The organism is Serinicoccus chungangensis, from assembly GCF_001483745.1.
In the GTDB taxonomy this organism is placed as follows: Bacteria; Actinomycetota; Actinomycetes; order Actinomycetales; family Dermatophilaceae; genus Ornithinicoccus; species Ornithinicoccus chungangensis_A.
This window is the reverse complement of the sequence record NZ_LQBL01000001.1, coordinates 1-18,898: the sequence shown is the minus strand read 5'-3', so window position 1 is coordinate 18,898 and position 18,898 is coordinate 1. Positions and strand designations below refer to the sequence as shown.

Here is an 18,898-nt window from a genome sequence, read left to right as displayed (position 1 = left end):
CTGCCCACGCGGGAAGGAGGAGCACCGGTGGGACGGACCTCGCGGATGGCCGCCCTGGTGGCGGCCGCTGCCCTGCTGCTCGCCGCCTGCGGCCAGTCCGGCTCAAGCATCTCCGAGCAGATGCGCCAGGGCGACCAGAAGGGCTACGTGGCCGGCGACGGCACCATCGAGTCCCTGGCACCAGAGCAGCGCCGGAGCGTGCTGGCGCTGGAGGGCACCACGCTCGAGGGGGACCCGTGGTCCGCCGCGGACCACAACGGCGAGGTGGTCGTCATCAACGTGTGGGGGTCCTGGTGCGCCCCGTGCATCGAGGAGACACCGGACCTGGTCCGGGTCGCCTCCGACCTGGAGCAGGCCGGTGAGCCGGTGCAGTTCGTCGGCGTCAACTCCCGCGACTCCGTGCCCAGCGCCCTGGCCTTCCAGGAGAGGCACGGCATCCCCTACCCCTCCCTGCAGGACGACGGCGGGCGCACCCGCGCCCAGCTGGGCGGGCTGGCGGTCGCCACGCCCTCCACGATCATCCTGGACGGGCAGGGACGGGTCGCCGCGCGGGTCAGCGGCGCGGTCGACGCCACCACCCTGCGCGGCCTGGTCGACGACGTGCTCGACAGCGAAGGCCGGCGATGAGTGAGGTCGTGCTCACCGGCCCCCTGCTGCTGGCCGCCGCGATCGCGGCCCTGGCCGGCCTCGTGTCCTTCGCCAGCCCGTGCGTGCTGCCGCTGGTCCCCGGCTACATCGGCTACCTCTCCGGCATGAGCGGCGGCGCCCCCCGGACCCCGGCCCCGCCCCGGTGGCGCCCCGTCGTCGGCTCAGGACTGTTCGTGGCCGGGTTCTCCGTCGTGTTCATCGCGATGAGCGTGGTGATCTCCTCCCTCGGGATGGTCCTGGCCGCCAACCAGGGCCTGCTGCTGCGCGTGGGCGGCCTCATCGTCGCCGGGCTGGGTCTGGTCATGCTGCTGCAGGTCTCCCCCCGCTTCTCCGTGCGCTGGCGCCCGGCGTCCGGGCTGGCCGGCGCTCCTCTGCTGGGCGTCGTCTTCGGGCTGGGCTTCTCCGCCTGCACCGGGCCCGCGCTCGCCGCGATCCAGACCCTGAGCACCTCGATCCTGCCCGGTGACGGCGCGCTCGGCCGGGCGGTCCTGCTCGCCGTGGCGTACTGCGTCGGGCTGGGGCTGCCGTTCGTCCTGGTCGCGGCCGGCATGGGGTCGGTCAGTCGTGGCTCGCGCTGGCTGCGCGGGCACTACCTGCTCGTGCAGCGGGCCGGCGGGGTCCTGCTGATCCTGCTGGGCGTGCTCATGGTCCTCGGTGTCTGGGCCGAGGCGATGGCCTGGGTGCAGACCCGGCTCACCGGCAACTTCACCACGGTGATCTGAGGTGCCCGACACCCAGGCGCCGCAGCGGATCGAGCCGGCCTACCCCAAGGACCGCACCACCATGGGCGGACCACGCCTGGGCCCGCTGGGGTGGGTCCGCTGGGGCTGGCGCCAGCTGACCAGCATGCGCACCGCGATCCTGCTGCTGCTGCTGCTCGCCCTCGCCGCCATCCCCGGCTCGCTGTTCCCGCAGCGTTCGGTCGACCCGGTCCGGGTACGGGCCTTCGTCGAGGACCACCCGGGCCTGGCCCCCTGGCTGGACCGGCTGTTCCTCTTCGACGTCTTCTCCTCCCCGTGGTTCGCCTCGATCTACCTGCTCCTGATGATCAGCCTCGTCGGCTGCATCGTCCCGCGGACCGCGCAGCACGCCCGGGCCCTGCGGTCCCGGCCACCACGGGCACCACGGCGCCTGAGCCGGCTGCCCGCCGTGGCCGAGGCCACCGTTCCCGGCGCCCCGGAGACCGTTCTGGCAGCGGCCCGGGACGTCCTGACCGCCAAGGGGTACCGGCTGAGCCCGGCCGGGGCCGGTGACCGGTCCGTCACCGGCGAGAAGGGATACCTGAAGGAGACCGGCAACCTGCTCTTCCACCTCGCCATGCTGGGGGTGATCGTCGCGTTCGCCGCCGGGCACCTGCTCGGCTGGCGGGGCGAGATCATCATCAAGGAAGGCCAGTCGTGGACCGCCGGACCGGCCAGCTTCGACACCCTCAACCTCGGACCCCTGGCCAGCACCGACGACATCCCGACCTTCACCGTGCAGCTCGACCGGCTCGACGTGGCATTCGAGACCCAGGCCGAGGGTGCCCAGTTCGGCCAGCCCCGCCGCTTCGACGGCCTCGCTACCGTCGACATCCCCGGACGGACCCCCGAGCAGCAGCAGTTCGCGGTCAACCATCCCGTCTCCGTCGGAGGAGACTCCATCTTCCTGCTCGGCAACGGCTACGCGCCCGTGGTGACCGTCCGCGACCCGGACGGGCAGGTCCTGTACTCCGAGGCCGTGACGTTCCTGCCCCAGGACAACAACTACGCCAGCGAAGGAGCCATCAAGGTCACCGGTCGCGACCCCGGGCTCGGGCTGGTCGGTGGCTTCCTGCCCACCCTCCGGCTCGACCCCGAGCTCGGCATGACCTCCTCCTTCCCGGGGCTGGCCGACCCGGGCCTGGCGCTGACCGCGTTCGAGGGCGACCTGTTCGCCGACGGCCGGCCCCAGTCGGTCTTCACCATCGACACCGAGCAGATGAGCCAGATCACCGACGCCGACGGTGCCCCGGTCGCGATGCTCCTACGCCCCGGGGAGTACTTCGAGCTGCCCGACGGAACCACCGTGGAGCTCGAGGGCGTCATCCGATGGGCCGGGCTGCTGGTCCGGCACGACCCGGGTCGGATGCCGGCACTCGCTCTCGCACTGACCGCCGCCGCCGGGCTGGCCCTGATGCTCGGTGTTCGCCACCGCCGGATCTACGTCCGCATCGACCCCGCCACTCCCGGACCGGCCGCCCGCGATCAGGTCGTGGTGACGGTCGGCGGGCTGCCCAAAGGCACCGACCCTGCCCTGCAGGGCGTCGTCGACGACGTCCTCGAGCGGATCACCGCTCCGCCACCCCAGCCGCCCACCCGAGGAAACGACGAGGACACCCCATGACCGACCCGCAGCTGGCGCTGGCCAGCGACATCGCCATCTGGGCCGGCCTGGCCGTGCTGGCCCTGGCTCTCATCTCCTTCTCCGCGCACCTGGCGGTCACCGGAGCCGCCCGCCAGGGCCGGTCCGACGACACGGTCCCCCAGCCGACCGCCCTGCTCGTGCGCACGGGCACCGGCACGGAGGGGTCGACGACCTTCCCCGACGCCGCGCCGACCTCCGCCGCGCTCGAGCCACCGGCTGTCGACCACCCGGCCGGCGTCACCCGCCGCTGGGGCGTCCTGGGGATGCAGCTGACCTGGCTGGCCACCTTCGCAGTGCTCGCGGGCACCCTGATGCGCGGGCTGTCGGTGCAGCGCTGGCCCCTGGGCAACATGTACGAGTTCGCGATCGTCGCCGCGTCCTTCGCCCTCGTCGTCTTCTGCACCTGGAGCCTGAAGCAGGACCGGCTCTGGCTCGGCCCCTTCGTGGTGCTGCCCGTCATGGTGGTGCTCGTCGCAGGCAAGATCTGGTACACCGAGGCCTCCCAGCTGATGCCCGCCCTCGACAACACCATGTGGCTGACCATCCACGTCACCCTGGCCACCCTGTCGGTCGCGCTGTTCGTCATCGGCGCCGCGCTCGCGGTCACCTACCTGCTCCGGGACGCGGCCGAGCGCAAGAGCCGGGTCCGCGGCTGGCTGGCCGCGCTGCCCCAGGCCGAAAAGCTGGAGGCGATGACCTACGGGATGCACATCTTCGCCTTCCCGCTGTGGACCTTCACCCTCATCACCGGCGCCATCTGGGCCGAGGTCGCCTGGGGCCGCTACTGGGGCTGGGACCCCAAGGAGGTCTGGACCTTCGTCATCTGGGTCGTGTACGCCGCCTACCTGCACTCGCGCGCCACCAGCAGCTGGACCAAGCGGCAAGCCACCTACGTCGCGCTCACCGGCATGCTCTGCGTCATCATCAACTACACCGTGGTCAACCTGCTCATCACCGGCCTCCACTCCTACTCCGGCGTGGCGTAGGCGCGCCATCCGGGGGGACCGCCTCGCCTGGGGTTCCTTCGTGCTTGGGTACGGCGCCGGACAGGAGAGGCGCCTAACGATTGGCACAGGGCACCCCGCGGCCCTTCCGCGATAGGGGTGCGTGGCCCGCGAGCAAGGGAAGCCCAACCGCAAGGCGCGGGCCGCGAACGCCTCGCCACGGCGGGCTCATGACGAGTGCGTGCCCGTTCGGTCCTGTCGGCGCGACCTCCGGGGCTGGGCCGCGGCCAGCGCCACGATGGCGGCGGCGCCGGGGACGACCCACGGTCCTGTGCTCACCGCCAGAGTGGCTTCGGTGCGCAAGGAGAGACGGGCGAGCAGCGTCGCCTCGGTGAAGGCGGCCGTGCGTTCGGTGACGGTGCCGTCGGGGGCGATCAGGGCGGAGACACCGACGTTGCTGACGTGCGCGACCGACCGCCCGTACTCCACGGCTCGCACCCGCGAGATGGCCAGGTGCTGCACGGACTGGTCGCCCCGACCGAACCAGGCGTTGCTCGTGGGCACGACGAGCAGCTCGGCACCGCCGATCACCACGTCCCGCAGCGCCCGGTCGACCGCGACCTCGAAGCAGACCGCCAGGCCGAGAACCACCGGCCGGCCATCACGCGCCGGAACCGGCATGACACCGGGGCGCTCGCCCGGGACGAGGTCCTCGATGCGGTCGACCCAGGGGCTCAGATGGCGCACCAGCGGGCGCAGGGGCATCACCTCGCCGAACGGCGCCAGGTAGACCTTGCGGTAGGTCTGGTCCAGTCCCTGGTCGGGCAGGTAGCTGAAGACCATGTTCGCCGCGGCGCCCGCCCCTGCCCTGCGGGAGAGGCCGCCGAGCACCACCGGTGCGTCCACCGCGTCCGTGGCCACCCTGATGCGCGCTTCCGCCACCGGGCCGACCCCGGGGTCGAGGGGATCCAGGTCGGTGGCGCCCTCGGGCCACAGCACCAGGTCGGGAGCGGGCAGCGCCCCTGACCGGACCCCAGCGGCCAGGTCCTCCGTGCGCCCGGTGTAGCGGGCCAGCATGGTCCCCGGGTCCGCAGACAGGGTCCGGTCGTACCCCTCCGGGATGTCGCCCTGCACCGCCGCCACGGTCAGCGTCTCCCCCGAGACCGGGCGTGGCACCAGCGCCGGCGCCACCACCAACACGACCGCCGCTCCCAGCGGGGTCACCATCCTCGGCCAGCCGCGGCCCTCGCGGGCTCGGGCCCCCTGCACGCTCAGGGCCAGCAAGCCGCCGACCAGGGCGATGAGAAACCCGAGCCCCGTGACGGCCACGACGCTGGCGGCGCCCAGCATCGGTGAGTCAGCCTGGCTGAACCCCAGCCTGGCCCACGGGAAGCCGCCGAAGGGGGTCACCGAGCGGGCCCACTCCATCAGCACCCATGCGGCGGCGCCCACGACCGGTCGGACCGCACCCCCACGTTGCAACCCGGCCAGCAGCGCCCCCAGCGCTGCCGGGTAGAGCGCGGACAGCAGGCTCATCGCCAGCCAGGCCGGGGCCCCGGCGTAGGTGGCGGCCCAGGTGAACATCGGGGCGAACCAGGTCAGCCCCAGCAGCAGTCCCGCGGCTGCACCTACCCACGGTCGCGCGCCGGCGGTCGCCAGGGCCAGGGCAGCACAGCCGACAGGTGCCAGCCACCAGACGTCATACCCGGGGAACGCCAGCCACAGCGCGACACCTCCCAGCAGGCCCAGCAGCAGCCGAGCGACCCAGCCTGGCGCAGCGGAGACGCCATGCGCCTCGACCCGCCGTGCCCGGCGCCGTGCCCGTGCTGCGCCGCTGCTTGCCTCGTCGGTGAGCGCCCGGCCGCCCGGTGCGGTGCCCCTTCTCGCTCGCAGGACGTCGCCGGGAACCGGTGGCCCTGCGGCCGTCATCCCCTGCTCCTGTGGACCGTACGGTGAGCAGCATCGCGCCCCCCGCGAACGTGCCTCACCCGCTTGACTGACTTGTCAGGGTGCGCCTGCCCACGGTCCCGTGCCGCCCCTGGTGGGTCGATGGTTGACGGCTTCCGGTGGGCGCTCCACAGAAGGTAGCCGCCCACCACGACCATGGGCGCCGAGAGCACCTGGCCCATGGTGACCCACTCCAGGGCGAGGTAACCCAGGTGGGCGTCGGGCACCCGGAGGAACTCCACGAGGACGCGGACCACACCGTAGAGCAGGAGGAACAGACCCGAGACAGCACCAACCGGGGGGCTGCGACGTGTGTACCACCACAGGACGCCGAACAGGAGCAAACCTTCGAGAAGGGCCTCGTACAGCATGGTGGGGTGGCGGGGCTCGTCCCCGGCGCCGGGAAAGACCATGCCCCACGGGACGGCGGTCTCCTTTCCCCACAGCTCTGCGTTGATGAAGTTCCCGATCCGGCCGAAGAACAGCCCCGGGGGAACCAGTGGTGCCACGAAGTCGCTGACAGCGAAGAAGCTGCGCCCGGCGCGACGTGCGTAAAGCCCCAGCGCCACCAGCACGCCCAGCAGACCCCCGTGGAAGGACATACCTCCCTCATAGATGCGCAGGACACTGACCGGGTCGGCCACCGCGTTCTCGAGCCCGTAGAACAGGGTGTACCCGAGGCGGCCGCCCACGACGACACCGACGATGCTGTAGAGGATCAGGTCACTGACCTGGTCAGCGCTCCACCCTGAGCCGGTTCGTCTGGCCAGGACAGTTCCCAGGACCCAGGCAAGCAGGAACCCGACGGCGTACATGACGCCGTACCAGTACACCGTGAGGGGACCGACGTCGAACGACGATGGCAGGTCCGGGTAGGGGACCTCGGTCAGCAGTCTCACAAGGGCCGTCCCGCAGCGACGGGCAGCGCATCAACGCCCGGAGGGTGACGGCGGTCCCCCGGACCCCCCGGCGGTGGTGATGAGCCTGCTCCCGCGCCTCGGACCATCGGAGCTGCCCGGCGCGACGATGCGACATCCATGACGAAGCCGGCCCCCTCGACGGCCCGTGTGACGGTCTCGGTGTCAAGAGCATGCCGTGCTGCGACCCTCAGGCGCGCGCGGCCACCACCTCCGACAAGGTTCACGGCGACCGCCTGCACACCGCTCAGGCTGCGCACGCTGTCCAGAATCCGGGCCAGGCACTCACCGCAGGTCAGACCGAGCACCCGGTACGTCTGCGTGGTCATGCTCCACACCTCCACAACACCCAAGGCATCTGTCCCGCCCCAGAGAACCAGGCGGACATGCGTGAGGCCTTCCCGAACGGTGGAGTTTTGATGAAGACCTTCGCACAGCGGGCTGGCCTACGCCGCCGCAGCTCAGCGAAGGGAACGGCACTGCCGATGAGGATCTCCGCGTAGACGGCAGCAGCGGCCAGGTGGCCCAAGGGCTCATCCTTGTGCACCATTTCGGTGAGCTGCGCGATGGTTTTCCTGGCCGGATGCCCTTTCTGTAGAACTCCAGGAAGGGCCTCGACACCCCACGGGTCAGGCGTTTCCAGGCGATGCCTCACCCTGGAACGGCCAGCGCGGTCCCGCCGGTCCGTGTGGCCACTCCGGCGGGGCCGGTCAGCACGGTCTTCAGCCCCGGCGCCCTCGCCGATGTTGCACTCTCGGTGGTTGGTGCCTGGCGCTGGTCCTGACAGTGGTCTCGGCCCAACCCTGTAGACCCCTGCGATCGTGCGGGCGCGGCCAGGGCCAGCACGCGACGTTGGCTAAACGCCCAGGTCGACAGATGCTCGACCGTCAGGCAGGATCTAGGGCGCCGAAGGGAGGTCCATGTACCTGGGTGTCGTCGTGATGGCCGTCGCCGCCGTCGTACCCGTGCTTGTGCTGTACGGGCTGCACCGTCGGACGGCGGTCACGCCGGATCCCCTCGAAGTGCTCCCGTTCGAGTCGGGCTGGATTCCCGAGCAGCACGCGCTGTCCCGGTACCACGTGCGGTGGTACCTGGCGACCCTCCTCTTTCTCGCCTTCGACGTCGAGATGTTGTTCATGTACCCCTGGGCCGTCGTCGTCGCCGAGATCGGCACCACGGCGGTCGTCGAGATGTTCCTCTTCCTCGCTGCGTTGTTCGTCGCCGTCCTCTGGGCGTGGCGGGAAGGTGCCCTGCGATGGGTCTGAGCGAGGCGAGCTCGCGCGTCGCCGCGCGGTACGCGCACGCCCTGCTGGTCGAGGTGCCCGGATGGGGACGCACGCGCATGGTGGCCGAGCACGCCGTGCTCGCGCGTGGATGGCAAGTGGCCCGTTCCCCGGCAGACGCTGACGTTCTCGTCGTGTGCGGCACTCCCGGGCCACGGCTCAGCGAGGCCGTCGACCAGTTGTGGCACCAGATGCCAGGGCCGCGGGTGACCGTCCAGGCCCTTCGCGTCGAGGACGTCGCGGCCGTCCTTGACGAGGCACACGCACTCCTTCTCTCCCCCGACCGCCACCGGCACGACGCGGCGGACCGACCCAGGACAGACGATCTGCTCGCACGCCAGCCCCACGACAGCCAGGCCCAGCACGCGCACGGTGGCCACGACCACCACGTTGAGCCGGGTGACGCGGATGACTCAGGTCATGGTGACAGCGAGCACCAGGGTCATGCCGGCCACGAGGAGCATGCCGGCCACGAGGAGCATGCCGGCCACGAGGAGCATGCCGGCCACGAGGAGCATGCCGGCCACGAGGGAGACCACAGGCACCCTGCAGGTCCCGAGGAGCCCGACGCCCATGAGGACGCAGAGGGGCACGGAGGCCACGGTGGAGGCGGTGGGCACGAAGGCCACGGCGGAGGCGGTGGACACGAAGGCCACGGCGACCACGGAGGTCACGGCGGCCACGACGGCATGGACATGTCCCCTGGCGGAATCCCTCTGGCGGGGGGCGGGGAGGACAGGGACGGTCTGGAGATGGACGTCCTGAAGGTCCGGCTCGGCCCGGTGCTGCCTTACTGGCCGGCAGGACTGGTGCTGCACTGCTCGCTGCAGGGCGACGTCGTGACCGAGGCACGCGCTGAGGTCCTCGGCGCCGCGGACGAGGCCGGCGACGAGACCGACGCCCGGGCCCGCGCGCTCGACAACATCGTCTCCTTCCTGGCGCTGGCGGGGTGGGAGGATGCCGCGGCCCAGGCACGGACGCTCCGCGACGCGGCACTGGGGGCCGGGGAAGACCCGGTGGACCTGAGGGGCCTTGAGCGGCTCCAGCGCCGGGTGCGTCGTTCACGGCTGCTGCGCTGGTCGTTGAGGGGGTTACGTCCGCTGACCGAGGAGGAGGTCCGCCACCAGGGGCTGCCCGCGGACTCCGCGGGCGATACCTACGACAGGCTGGTCCGCATGGTGGACCGTGCGGCAGCGGCCTCCCGACTCGGCGACCGCCCGGCTGTCCGTGTCGAGCACCTGGGGAAGCTGGTCGTCGGACTCGACCTCGCGGCTGCACGTCTGGTCCTGGCCAGCCTCGACCTCCACGAGCTGCGGGCCCACCACGCCCAGCACGAGGCGGCCCATGGGTGAGCTGGCGTTGGTGCAGAGCCCAGGCGTGCCGGACTCCCCAGTCGTGACCGTGGCGCCCGGCTGGGCGCTGGCCGCGGTGGCCATCCTCGGTGCCCTGGTCCTCGTCGCAGGGATGCTCGACGGCGTCCTGTCAGCACGCTCCAGCGGCGGCCCGGGCGGTGGCGCGAGCGGCGCGGCGCGCCCCTTTGGCGAGGCCGCGCGACTGATGCGGCAACGACGTCGCACCACCGTGCAGGCCGACACCCTTCTGTGGCGCGTCGGCGGGGCAGGGCTGATCGTCACGGCTGCGCTGATGGTGGCGGTGGTCCCGCTGGGGCGGTGGACGATCTTCGACCTGGACGTGGGGGTCATGTGGTTCAACGCCATGGACGTCCTGGTCTGGGCCCTGGTGTGGCTGACCGGGTGGGGCGCCAACTCGGCGCACTCGCTGGTCGGTGGCTACCGCTTCCTGGCGCACGGGCTGGGCTACGAGCTGCCCCTGATGTTTGCGCTAGTCGCTCCGGCGATCGCGGCGCAGAGCCTCAACGTGGGCACGGTCGCCGCAGCCCAGGACGGCCTGTGGTTCGCGGTGTGGATGCCGGTGGCCTTCCTCGTCTACCTGCTCGGGGTCGCGGCCTTCTCGGTATGGGGCCCGTTCGCCCCGGCGCTGGGCAGCGACATCGCCGGCGGCGTGCGGGCCGAGCTGTCCGGGGTGGACCGGCTGGTGTTCGAGACGGGTCGCTACGCCCTGCTGGGGGCCGGTGCGGCGTTCTCGGTCCCGATGTTCCTCGGCGGAGGTGCTGGTCCGCTGCTGCCTGACTGGGCGTGGGTACTGGTCAAGACCCTGGCCGTGCTCTCCTTGCTGGTCTGGCTGCAGCGGCGGTTGCCGGCCTTCCGGCCCGACATGTTCATGGAGGTGGGCTGGATGGTGCTGCTCCCGGCCGTGCTGGTCCAGGACCTGCTCGTCGCCGTCATCGCCGTCTGGAGGGCCTGAGCGTGGTCGCAGACATCGCCTTCTGGGGCCTCGGTCTGGTCGCCGTGATCAGCGGCGCCGCGGTCTTCTACGTCGACTCGATGGCCCGCGCCACGTACGCGCTCGCACTGTCCTTTATCGCCGTGGGCCTGCAGGTGCTGTTCCTGCAGCAGAACTACGTCGGCGTGGTGACCGTCCTGATGATGGTCATGGAGATGGCCGTCATGGCCGTCTACATGGTCATGTTCATGGGCATGAACCCCGCCCTGATGCCGATGAGCATGGTCCACAGCAACAGGACCGCCGTCGCGACCGCGGTCCTCACCTTCGCAGTGCTGGCGGCCGGGATCCTCCTGGTGGACTGGCCCACCCGCCGCGGCAGCCCACCACCAGAGGTCACCGAGGCCCTCGGCGAGGCTCTCATGGGCCCGAAGATGCTGGTGATGGCCGTGATCAGCCCGGTCATGGTCGCCACCATCGTGGCTGGCGTCGTGCTCGCGGCGCACCGCACGCGCTACGACCGGTTCGGCGACGACCTGAGGCAGCCCACCCCCGAGGACCCTCAGCCCGGAGGTGTGGGCCGATGACCCTGGAGGCCACCCTGCTCCTCGCCGCCGCGATCTTCAGCGTCGGCCTGTACGGTGCGATCTCCCAGCAGGTCGTCGTCATGGTGATGATGGGCCTGGAGCTGATGATCAACGGGATCATCCTGGCCGCCGCCGGGTTCTGGTGGTTCGTGGCGCCCACCCCGACCGGCCAGGTCCTACTCCTGGTGATCATCGCCGCGATGACCCTGGAGATGGCCATGGGCTTCGCGGTCGCCACTCTCCTGCACCGGGAACGGCAGGCCGACATGACCGACATGGCCACGGACCTGACCCGATGAGCCCGTCGATGGCTCAGGCCGCCCTCTGGCTGCTCGTGCTGCTGCCCGCGGTCGTCGGCGGTGCACTGGCCATCTCGCGTCTCGAGCGTGCCGCGGTGCCGACATCCCTGGCCACGGCCGGCCTGACCGCTGCCCTGTCGCTGCTCGTGGCTCGTGCCCGACCGCAGGTGTCGGTGCCCTTCATGGCCGGCAGCGACCTGGCCCTCGGCGTGGACGCGCTGTCGGCGCTGGTCGTACCGACCGTCGCCATCGTCACCCTCCTGGTGCTGCTCTTCGCGGCGGGTGAGATCCAGCGGTCGCGGGCACGGTTCCACGGCCTCATGCTCATCTTCGCCTCCAGCGCGCTCCTGACCGGCACCGCGCAGACGCTGCCGGCGCTGCTGCTCGCCTGGGAGGTCATGGGCGCGACGTCGTTCGCCCTGATCGGGTTCTGGTGGCGCGAGCAGCACCGGGTCTCCGCCGGGATCACCGCGTTCGTGACCACCCGCGCCGCCGACCTGGGCCTCTACCTCGCGGCCGGCGCTGCCCTGGCCGGTGGAGCCGGGCTGGCCCTGGCCGACCTGCCCGAGAGCAGCGAGGGGTGGCGGCAGGTGGTGGCGGCCGGTGTCCTGGTCGCGGCGCTGGGCAAGTCGGCGCAGCTGCCGTTCTCGTTCTGGCTGTCCCGGGCGATGGAGGGCCCGAGCCCGGTCAGTGCGCTGCTGCACTCGGCCGCGATGGTCGCCATGGGCGGCTACCTGCTGCTGCGGACCGAGCCGTTGCTCGCCTCCACGGGCTGGGCCGCCCCGGCCGCGGCCTGGACCGGCGCGGTGACCGCGTTGCTGCTCGGGGCGGTCGCGCTGGCCCAGCAGGACCTCAAGCAGCTGCTCGCGGCCTCCACCTCGGCCCAGCTGGGGTTCGTGGTGATGGGCGCCGGGCTGGGCTCGGTCGGCGGCGGTGCGGCACACCTGGTGGCGCACGCCTCCACCAAGGCGCTGCTGTTCCTGGCCGCCGGCGCCTGGCTCACCGCGCTGGGCACCAAGCACCTGACCGGCCTGCGCGGGGTCGGCCGGCGCTGGCCGCTGGTCGGGTGGGCCAGCACGCTCGGGGTGCTCTCGCTGGCCGGGGTCGCACCCCTGGCCCTGTGGGCCACCAAGGACGCCGTCCTGGCCGCGGCCCTGGCGCGCTCACCCTGGTTGTATGCCGTGGGACTGGCCGCCGCCGCCCTGTCGGCCGCCTACGCCGGCAAGATCCTGGTCGTCCTGTGGCGGCCCGTCCCTGCCGCGGAGCGCGCCGTGGTCGAGGGGCACCTCGACGAGGAGGAGCGCGGCACGGGCCGCGTCGGAGTGCTCGAACGCGCACCGATGGTCGTGCTCGCCGCGGGTGCGCTGGTCCTCGGTCTGCTCGCGCTGCCGCCGGTGGGCGACACGCTCGCCCGCGCGCTCGGGGAGGAACCGCTGCACCCCACCCTCGTGGAGATGCTCGCCTCGGCCGGGATCGCGCTGGCCGTGCTGGCGCTCGTCTGGTGGCGTCCAGCGCCCCGCCCCGGGTGGGCGCAGGACTGGCTGGGTCTGGAGCCGGCGACCCGGACTCTCGTCGTCCGGCCGACCCTGGCGCTGGCACAGGCGGCGGCGCACTTCGACGACCACGCTCTGGACCGGGCCGTGACCGGGTCCGCGGCGGGCGCCCTCGGTCTGGCGCGCCGGGCGGCGAGGTTCGACGACCGGGTGCTCGACGGCGCCGTGGAGTCCGGCTCCCGGGCGAGCGTGGAGGCGGCCCAGCGTGCCGGGCGTGCGGACGACCGGTGGCTCGACGGCGCCGTCGAGCAGCTCGCGGCACGGGTGCGCCAGCTCGGCCGGCTGGCGCGACGCCCGCAGAGCGGGCAGCTGCACCACTACTACGTCCAGGCCGCCGCGGTCCTCGCGGTCGGCGTCCTGCTCCTGCTCACGGTGAGGTGAACGTGCTCAGTCTGATCGTCTTCCTGCCCCTGGCCGCCGCGCTGGCCCTTCTGGCCCTGCCACGGCTGGGCGACGGGGCGGCACGGTGGACCTGGGTGGCCGTCGCCGCCGCCGACCTCGCGCTGGTCGCCACGGTGTGGCTCACCTACGAACCGCCGGGCCAGGGTCAGCTTGCCTTCGAGGAACGCGCGCAGTGGATCCCCGGGGTGGACAGCAGCTACCACGTCGGGGTGGACGGGCTGTCCTTGCCGCTGGTGGCGATGACGGCGGTGGTCTTCCTCGCCTGCGCGGTCTTCGCGCTGCGCAGCGAGGACCGGCCTCGGACCCAGGCGGCGCTGTTCCTGTTCCTGCAGAGCGTGAGCCTGGGCCTGTTCGTCGCCGCCGACCTGATCCTGTTCTTCCTCTTCTTCGACCTGTCCATCGTGGGCATGTACTTCGTGATCGCCGGGTGGGGCCACGGGGACGCCGGCCGGTCGGCGATGAAGTTCTTCCTCTACACCTTTCTGGGCTCCCTGGCCCTGCTGGCCGGCTTCATCGGTCTCTACGTCGCCGCCGACCCGCACACCTTCGACATGGTGGAGCTGGCCGAGCAGACCCCGCTGGAGGGGTCGTCGACCGCTGGTGCGCTGGTGCTGGCGGCGATCCTGCTCGGGCTGGCGGTCAAGACCCCCACGGTGCCGTTCCACACCTGGCTGCCCCCGGCCCACACCGACGCACCCGCCATCGGCTCGGCCGTCCTGGCCGGCGTCCTGCTGAAGATGGGCACCTACGGGTTCGTCCGGATCGCGATGCCGATGCTGCCCGAGGCCTGGCGGGCCTGGGCCTGGGTCATCGTGGTCGTCGGCATCGTCTCCGTCGTCTACGGCGCCCTGGTCGCGCTGGCCCAGACCGACTTCAAGCGCATGGTCGCCTACACCTCGGTCAACCACATGGGCTACATCGTCCTCGCCGTCGGCGCCGCCGGGATCGTCGCCGGCGACACCGCGCAGGCGCGGTCCGTGGCGGTCACCGGTGCCGCCACCCAGATGGTCAGCCACGGCCTGGTCACCGCCGCCCTGTTCCTCATCGCGGGGGTGCTGTGGGAGCGGGCCGGCACCTACGACATGGGCGCCTACGGTGGTCTGGCCGACCCTGCCCCCAGGCTCGCGGCGCTGTTCGCCGTCGGGGCGTTCGCCTCGCTCGGCCTGCCGGGGCTGTCCGGCTTCATCGCCGAGTTCCAGATCTTCACCGGCAGCATCGCCGCGGCACCGGTCACCGCGGTCGCGCTGCTGGGCATCCTCATCACCGCCGCACTGTTCCTCCGGGCGCTGCAGCGCATCTTCACCGGCGCCACCCAGGGCGCCTCCGTCGGTTTCGGCGACCTGCGTCCCGCCGAGGTGTGGGCCGTCGGGCCGTTGCTGGCACTCTCGCTGCTCATCGGTGTCCTCCCCCGCCCGCTGCTCGAGGTGATCGAGCCCGCGGCGCAGGTCCTCGTCCAGCTCGTCGGGAGGTAGACCGCGGTGGAGTCCATGGCCATGCGGCCGGCCCTGCTCGCACCGGAGATCGTCCTGTTCCTCGGTGGGCTCGTGGCCCTGCTGGGCGGGTCCTTCCTGGCGAGGACCCGCCAGTGGGTCACCCGTGCCGTCGCCGCCGCCGCCCTGCTCGTGGCGGCCGCCCTCGCCGCCCTCGACCTGCCCGGCCCGGCCCGATCGGCGATGGAAGGCACCTTCACCGTCGACACCACCACCGGCATCGCCCGGATCGTCGCCGCGCTCGGCACCCTTATCGTGCTGGCGCTGGCCTCCGACGAGATCGCCGGCACCCCGCGGGAGAGCGAGACCTACGCGCTGCTGCTGTTCTCCACCACCGGCACCCTGATCCTGGCGGGTGCAGGCGACCTGCTCGTCGTGACCGTCGGGTTCCTGCTGGCCAGCATCCCCCTCTACGGCCTGATCGGCATCGTCCGCACGCCCCTGGGCGCCGAGGCCGCGATGAAGACCTACCTGCTGGGCGCCCTCTTCGGCATCCTGCTGCTCACCGGGGTCACCCTGCTCTACGGCGTGTCGGCCACCACGTCCTACGCCGAGCTGACCGACCGCCTTGCCGACGCACCCGCAGGGGTGGTCGCCGCCGGCGTGGTGGCGGTGCTGGGCGGGCTGCTGTTCAAGGCCGGAGGGGCGCCAGGGCACTTCTGGGTCCCCGACGCGGCGCAGGGCGCGGGCGGAGCCGTGGCGGCGTTCCTCACCACCGTGCCCAAGATCGGGGCCGTCGTCGCGGCATACCGGCTCGTCGCGCTCCTTCCCGACACCCTGGCCTGGCCGTTGCTGGTCGCGCTGCTGGCCGCGGCCAGCATGACGCTGGGCAACCTCGCCGCCTACTGGCAGAGCGACCCGCGGCGCCTGCTGGGCTGGTCCACCGTCAGTCAGGTGGGCTACCTGCTCGTGCCGGTCGCGGTCGCCGGGCGCAGCGACCTCGCCCTGCCCTCGCTGCTGCTCTACCTGGCCGGCTACACCGTCACCAACCTTTCGGCGTTCGCCGTCACCAGCGCCTTCCCCCAGCGGCGCGAGCTGCGCTCCTACCGGGGCATGGGCAGAACCCATCCGTGGCTGGGCGCAGCCCTGGTCGTGGCCCTCCTCGGCCTCGTCGGCACCCCACCCACCGTGGTCTTCGTCGGCAAGCTCACCACCACCGCCGCCGCCTGGGACGCCGGGTACGCCTGGCTGGCCGTGCTCGTGTTCGTCAACACTGTCGCCAGCCTCTTCTACTACCTGCGCTGGATCGCACCGCTCTACAACCGCGCGGAGGGAGCGGGCCAGCCCGAGGAGGACGCCGGCACACCAGCGCGCTGGTCGCGCACGTCGGCGATCGGGACCGCAGCCCTGAGCCTCCTCCTCGGCGTCGGAGCGGGAGCCCTCTGGGCCACCGTCTCCCTGTGACCCACCGGGCTGCTCAGTCCCGGGCGCGCGGTTCCTGACCGTGATCGGCGGCATACGCGGCCAGCACCCGCTCGGGATCACCGCCGGTGTGCAGGAAGCTGTCGTCGAGCTCCGAGCTGAGCTGGTCGATCGCCAGGGACAGCTATCGCCCGCTGCGACGCACCACAGGCTCGGAGGAGGCCAGGGCCTTGTCGCGCAACGTGAGCGCGTAGGACAGCTGGCGTGCCAGCGCGAGGTCCGGGTCGCTCTCCTGGAAGTAGAAACCCTCGGTGTGCTGGGCGAAGTCGATGCGCACCGTGACCACCTCGGCCGCGAGGGTGTCGAGCACGCGCGTCAGCACTGCGGGGTCCTCGTCCATGCCCTCTGCCCGGTCGCTGTCGGCCAGGGCCCTTGAGCTCGAGGGCGAGTGCGCGCCGGCGGGACAGCGGCGGGTAGATCTGGGTGAACCACGTCAGCGCCGCGGTGAGCAGGGCGAACCCGGTCAGGGCCTGCAGAGGGGAGGCGGTCCGGATCCACGGGTCCGTCGCCACCATGTCCCCGTAGCCCAGGGTGCTCAGCGTGACGGCCGACAGGTACACCGCCTCGACGAGGTCGGGATAGTCCGCCGGGTCCACCCCGGAGGAGTACATGAACCCCTCGGGGACGTGCGGCAGGTAGATCAGCGCCCAGCCGAGCAGCTGCAGCAGCACCCACACCAGGATCACCGTGACCATCGCCAGGGGTCCGACGGTGGAACCGAGGCGGTGCCCGGTCGCCTTCGAGACCCTCCACATCCCCGCCAGCACCGCCCGGCTCAGACGTCCCTGACCCGTGGGGTGCAGGAGGGTGTGGAACATGTCGTGCAGACCGACGCCGATCACCACGATCCCGGCGAGGGTCGTCACGACCACCGTCACGAGGTGCCTCTCACGGCGTGCCCTCGAACTCGGGGACGGGCCGCTGCTGGGCCTCCTGCTCGGTGGTGACCTCGCCGTTGCTCTCGATGTCGTCGACGAGCCACTTCATCTCGGCGATCTCCCTGCGCTGGGCCTTGATGATCTCGTCGGCGAGCTCGCGGACCCGGACGTCGTCGATGTCGGCGCGCTCGCTGGTGAGGATGGCGATGGAGTGGTGGGGGATCATCCCGTTCATGTAGGCCTGGTCGTCGACCAGCGTCTGGGAGCGGGAGAGCCACAGGGCGGTCAGGCCCAGGACGAGGGCACCGGCGATGATCGCGAGGTTGACCTTGACGTTCTTGTACATCATCCCCCACATGAAGCCGAGCATGATGATGGCCATCGCGGAGCCCATGAGCAGGGCCATGTAGACCCGCTCCTCGCTGAACGTCATGTGCGACCAGGTGAAGGCGTTGGTGTAGGTCAGCAGGAACATGGTGACCGTCGAGGTGGTGATCATCGCGGCGAAGACCAGGTACATCTTCCGCTCGTGCTTCTGGTGCTGCTGGTGGTCCTGCTCGGTCTGCTGGCTCTGGTCGTGCTGGGACATGCGCGTTCCTTCCTCGTGGCAGAAATACCGATGGGGGTATGCGGTGATGCTAGGTGCTCCTCAGGCGTCCGGCTCGCCGAGGCGTCGACGTCGGGTCCGGTAGTCCTCCTCGTCGATCTCCCCGCGGGCGTAGCGCTCGTCCAGGATCCGGCGCGCCGCGGACTGCCCTGCGGCCGCGGTCGGCTCGTCGGTCTCGCGGGTCGGCGGGTGGTCCGCCGGCCCGGGTGGGCGGGTGCGCTCGCTCCCTCCGAAGCGGACCAGCAGCGCCACCACGGCGACGGTGGCGAGGATGACCAGGGGCCAGAAGATCCACATCCAGCCCATACCTGCTCCCCAGCCGTTGCCCATCATCGTTCTCTCCTCTCCTTCGTGGTCGGTACGAACGTCGTCGGCTCACTCGGCCACGATCGTGCCCATCATGCCCAGGTCCTCGTGGTCGAGGATGTGGCAGTGGTAGACCGTCCGTCCGCCGAAGTCGGCGAACCGGACCCGGACGGTGACACTGCCGCCGGCCGGGACGTTGACCACGTCCAGCCACAGCACCTCCTCGGGAGCCTGCCCGTCGACGTCGAGCACCTGCATCGGCCACACGTGCAGGTGGAAGGGATGGTCCATGGGGCCCACGTTGCCGATGGTCCACTCCTCGACCGTGCCCAGCCGCACCCGCTGGTCGACGCGGTCAGGGTCGAAGGACCGTCCGTCGATGGTGAGATCCATCATCCCGCCCGGTCCACGGCCGCCCCCGCCCATCATCTCGCCGCCCATGGACATCTCCATGGCCAGCTGCCGGCGCCGGTCGACCTGCGCGTCCCGCAGGTCCGCCAGCAGCCCGTCGGCACCGGGGGCCGCCCCCGCGCCGCCGTCGCCGTCCCAGGCCTCACCGACCGAGGGCCCCCCGCCCCCGCGTACGTCGAGGCTGGCCAGGACCCGTTCGGAGTCCTCCGGGCCCACGGCGCCGCCCATCATCCCGCCCATCATCTGGCCGCGGTCCACGGGCACGGCGACCAGCTCGGTCCTGCCCTCGGCCAGGTCGACGAGCACGTCCATCCGGTTGCCCGGGGCCAGGACGATTTCCTCCAGGGCCACCGGCGTGGGGAGGCGGCCGACGTCACGGCCGACCACTCGCGCGGAGCTGCCCTCGCCGGACAACCGCAACGACACGAAGCGGGAGGAGCAGGCGTTGACCACCCGCCAACGCTCCCGATCGCCCCCCCCCCCCCCCCCCCCCCCCCCCCCCCCCCCCCCCCCCC

At 71.9% G+C, this 18,898-nt stretch carries 20 protein-coding genes and 1 pseudogene; 12 read left to right on the top strand and 9 right to left on the bottom strand.

The window, feature by feature from the left end; all coding sequences use genetic code 11:
* Nucleotides 1-27: 27 nt before the first annotated feature.
* Genes AVL62_RS00095 through ccsB form a run of 4 tightly spaced genes read left to right on the top strand, consistent with a single transcriptional unit; the run spans nt 28 to nt 4,019 of the window.
* The gene (locus AVL62_RS00095; RefSeq protein ID WP_235585442.1) at nt 28-627 is read left to right on the top strand and encodes a TlpA family protein disulfide reductase; all 600 of its coding nucleotides are present in this window, start codon (nt 28-30) and stop codon (nt 625-627) included.
* Nucleotides 624-1,370, top strand: coding sequence for a cytochrome c biogenesis CcdA family protein (locus tag AVL62_RS00090; protein ID WP_058889658.1), 747 nt, complete (start codon nt 624-626; stop codon nt 1,368-1,370). Before AVL62_RS00095 ends, AVL62_RS00090 begins: the two co-directional genes overlap by 4 nt.
* A gap of 1 nt (nt 1,371) precedes the next feature.
* Complete coding sequence (gene resB / locus AVL62_RS00085) at nt 1,372-3,012, top strand: cytochrome c biogenesis protein ResB (protein ID WP_153011579.1); 1,641 nt, start codon at nt 1,372-1,374, stop codon at nt 3,010-3,012.
* Complete coding sequence (ccsB, locus tag AVL62_RS00080; RefSeq protein WP_058889657.1) at nt 3,009-4,019, top strand: c-type cytochrome biogenesis protein CcsB; 1,011 nt, start codon at nt 3,009-3,011, stop codon at nt 4,017-4,019. The genes resB and ccsB overlap by 4 nt, the downstream gene beginning before the upstream one ends.
* Before the next feature lie 186 nt (nt 4,020-4,205).
* Here the strand turns inward: ccsB and lnt are convergent, their stop codons facing one another.
* The 3 genes from lnt to AVL62_RS18145 are packed head-to-tail and all read right to left on the bottom strand — an operon-like array spanning nt 4,206 to nt 7,170.
* Nucleotides 4,206-5,906, bottom strand: coding sequence for an apolipoprotein N-acyltransferase (gene lnt / locus AVL62_RS00075; protein WP_083518545.1), 1,701 nt, complete (start codon nt 5,904-5,906; stop codon nt 4,206-4,208).
* Entirely contained in the window at nt 5,903-6,823 is a 921-nt protein-coding gene (gene lgt, locus AVL62_RS00070) for a prolipoprotein diacylglyceryl transferase (RefSeq protein ID WP_201023161.1), read from the bottom strand. Before lgt ends, lnt begins: the two co-directional genes overlap by 4 nt.
* On the bottom strand, nt 6,820-7,170 hold the full coding sequence (locus tag AVL62_RS18145; RefSeq protein WP_153011578.1) for a heavy-metal-associated domain-containing protein: 351 nt from the start codon (nt 7,168-7,170) through the stop codon (nt 6,820-6,822). The genes lgt and AVL62_RS18145 overlap by 4 nt, the downstream gene beginning before the upstream one ends.
* 591 nt (nt 7,171-7,761) lie before the next feature.
* On the opposite strand from AVL62_RS18145, the gene AVL62_RS00065 reads away from it, so the two are divergent.
* The gene (locus tag AVL62_RS00065) at nt 7,762-8,106 is read left to right on the top strand and encodes an NADH-quinone oxidoreductase subunit A (protein WP_058889656.1); all 345 of its coding nucleotides are present in this window, start codon (nt 7,762-7,764) and stop codon (nt 8,104-8,106) included.
* Between the two features lie 431 nt (nt 8,107-8,537).
* Here the strand turns inward: AVL62_RS00065 and AVL62_RS17420 are convergent, their stop codons facing one another.
* Complete coding sequence (locus tag AVL62_RS17420) at nt 8,538-8,798, bottom strand: hypothetical protein (protein ID WP_201023160.1); 261 nt, start codon at nt 8,796-8,798, stop codon at nt 8,538-8,540.
* Nucleotides 8,799-8,876: 78 nt separating this feature from the next.
* On the opposite strand from AVL62_RS17420, the gene AVL62_RS17415 reads away from it, so the two are divergent.
* Genes AVL62_RS17415 through AVL62_RS00025 form a run of 7 tightly spaced genes read left to right on the top strand, consistent with a single transcriptional unit; the run spans nt 8,877 to nt 16,163 of the window.
* Nucleotides 8,877-9,476, top strand: a complete 600-nt coding sequence (locus AVL62_RS17415; RefSeq protein ID WP_134773242.1) for a hypothetical protein — start codon at nt 8,877-8,879, stop codon at nt 9,474-9,476.
* 25 nt (nt 9,477-9,501) lie between these two features.
* The gene (locus AVL62_RS00050; protein WP_058889692.1) at nt 9,502-10,449 is read left to right on the top strand and encodes a complex I subunit 1 family protein; all 948 of its coding nucleotides are present in this window, start codon (nt 9,502-9,504) and stop codon (nt 10,447-10,449) included.
* Between the two features lie 2 nt (nt 10,450-10,451).
* The gene (locus AVL62_RS00045) at nt 10,452-11,015 is read left to right on the top strand and encodes an NADH-quinone oxidoreductase subunit J (RefSeq protein WP_058889653.1); all 564 of its coding nucleotides are present in this window, start codon (nt 10,452-10,454) and stop codon (nt 11,013-11,015) included.
* The gene (locus AVL62_RS00040; RefSeq protein ID WP_058889652.1) at nt 11,012-11,314 is read left to right on the top strand and encodes an NADH-quinone oxidoreductase subunit NuoK; all 303 of its coding nucleotides are present in this window, start codon (nt 11,012-11,014) and stop codon (nt 11,312-11,314) included. The genes AVL62_RS00045 and AVL62_RS00040 overlap by 4 nt, the downstream gene beginning before the upstream one ends.
* Nucleotides 11,311-13,248 carry a proton-conducting transporter membrane subunit gene (locus AVL62_RS00035; protein ID WP_058889651.1) on the top strand — a complete coding sequence of 646 codons (1,938 nt, stop codon included), beginning with the start codon at nt 11,311-11,313 and terminating at the stop codon, nt 13,246-13,248. The genes AVL62_RS00040 and AVL62_RS00035 overlap by 4 nt, the downstream gene beginning before the upstream one ends.
* A 2-nt stretch (nt 13,249-13,250) precedes the next feature.
* Nucleotides 13,251-14,741: a complex I subunit 4 family protein gene (locus AVL62_RS00030; protein ID WP_058889650.1), complete on the top strand. Its 1,491-nt coding sequence runs from the start codon at nt 13,251-13,253 to the stop codon at nt 14,739-14,741.
* A 15-nt stretch (nt 14,742-14,756) separates the two neighbouring features.
* Complete coding sequence (locus AVL62_RS00025; RefSeq protein WP_201023158.1) at nt 14,757-16,163, top strand: NADH-quinone oxidoreductase subunit N; 1,407 nt, start codon at nt 14,757-14,759, stop codon at nt 16,161-16,163.
* A 142-nt stretch (nt 16,164-16,305) separates the two neighbouring features.
* On the opposite strand, the gene AVL62_RS17610 is transcribed toward AVL62_RS00025, so the two are convergent.
* The 5 genes and pseudogenes from AVL62_RS17610 to AVL62_RS00005 all read right to left on the bottom strand — a co-directional run bounded on the left by AVL62_RS17610 (nt 16,306) and on the right by AVL62_RS00005 (nt 18,836).
* Complete coding sequence (locus AVL62_RS17610; protein WP_235585443.1) at nt 16,306-16,521, bottom strand: hypothetical protein; 216 nt, start codon at nt 16,519-16,521, stop codon at nt 16,306-16,308.
* 139 nt (nt 16,522-16,660) lie between these two features.
* Nucleotides 16,661-16,792, bottom strand: a pseudogene (locus AVL62_RS17605) (ion channel); the annotation flags it as partial.
* Between the two features lie 277 nt (nt 16,793-17,069).
* On the bottom strand, nt 17,070-17,648 hold the full coding sequence (locus AVL62_RS00015; RefSeq protein WP_201023157.1) for a DUF305 domain-containing protein: 579 nt from the start codon (nt 17,646-17,648) through the stop codon (nt 17,070-17,072).
* 60 nt (nt 17,649-17,708) lie between these two features.
* A complete protein-coding gene (locus AVL62_RS00010; protein ID WP_058889648.1) occupies nt 17,709-17,999 on the bottom strand; it encodes an SHOCT domain-containing protein in 291 nt (96 codons plus the stop codon).
* Between the two features lie 42 nt (nt 18,000-18,041).
* The gene (locus tag AVL62_RS00005; protein WP_058889647.1) at nt 18,042-18,836 is read right to left on the bottom strand and encodes a multicopper oxidase family protein; all 795 of its coding nucleotides are present in this window, start codon (nt 18,834-18,836) and stop codon (nt 18,042-18,044) included.
* Nucleotides 18,837-18,898 lie beyond the last annotated feature (62 nt).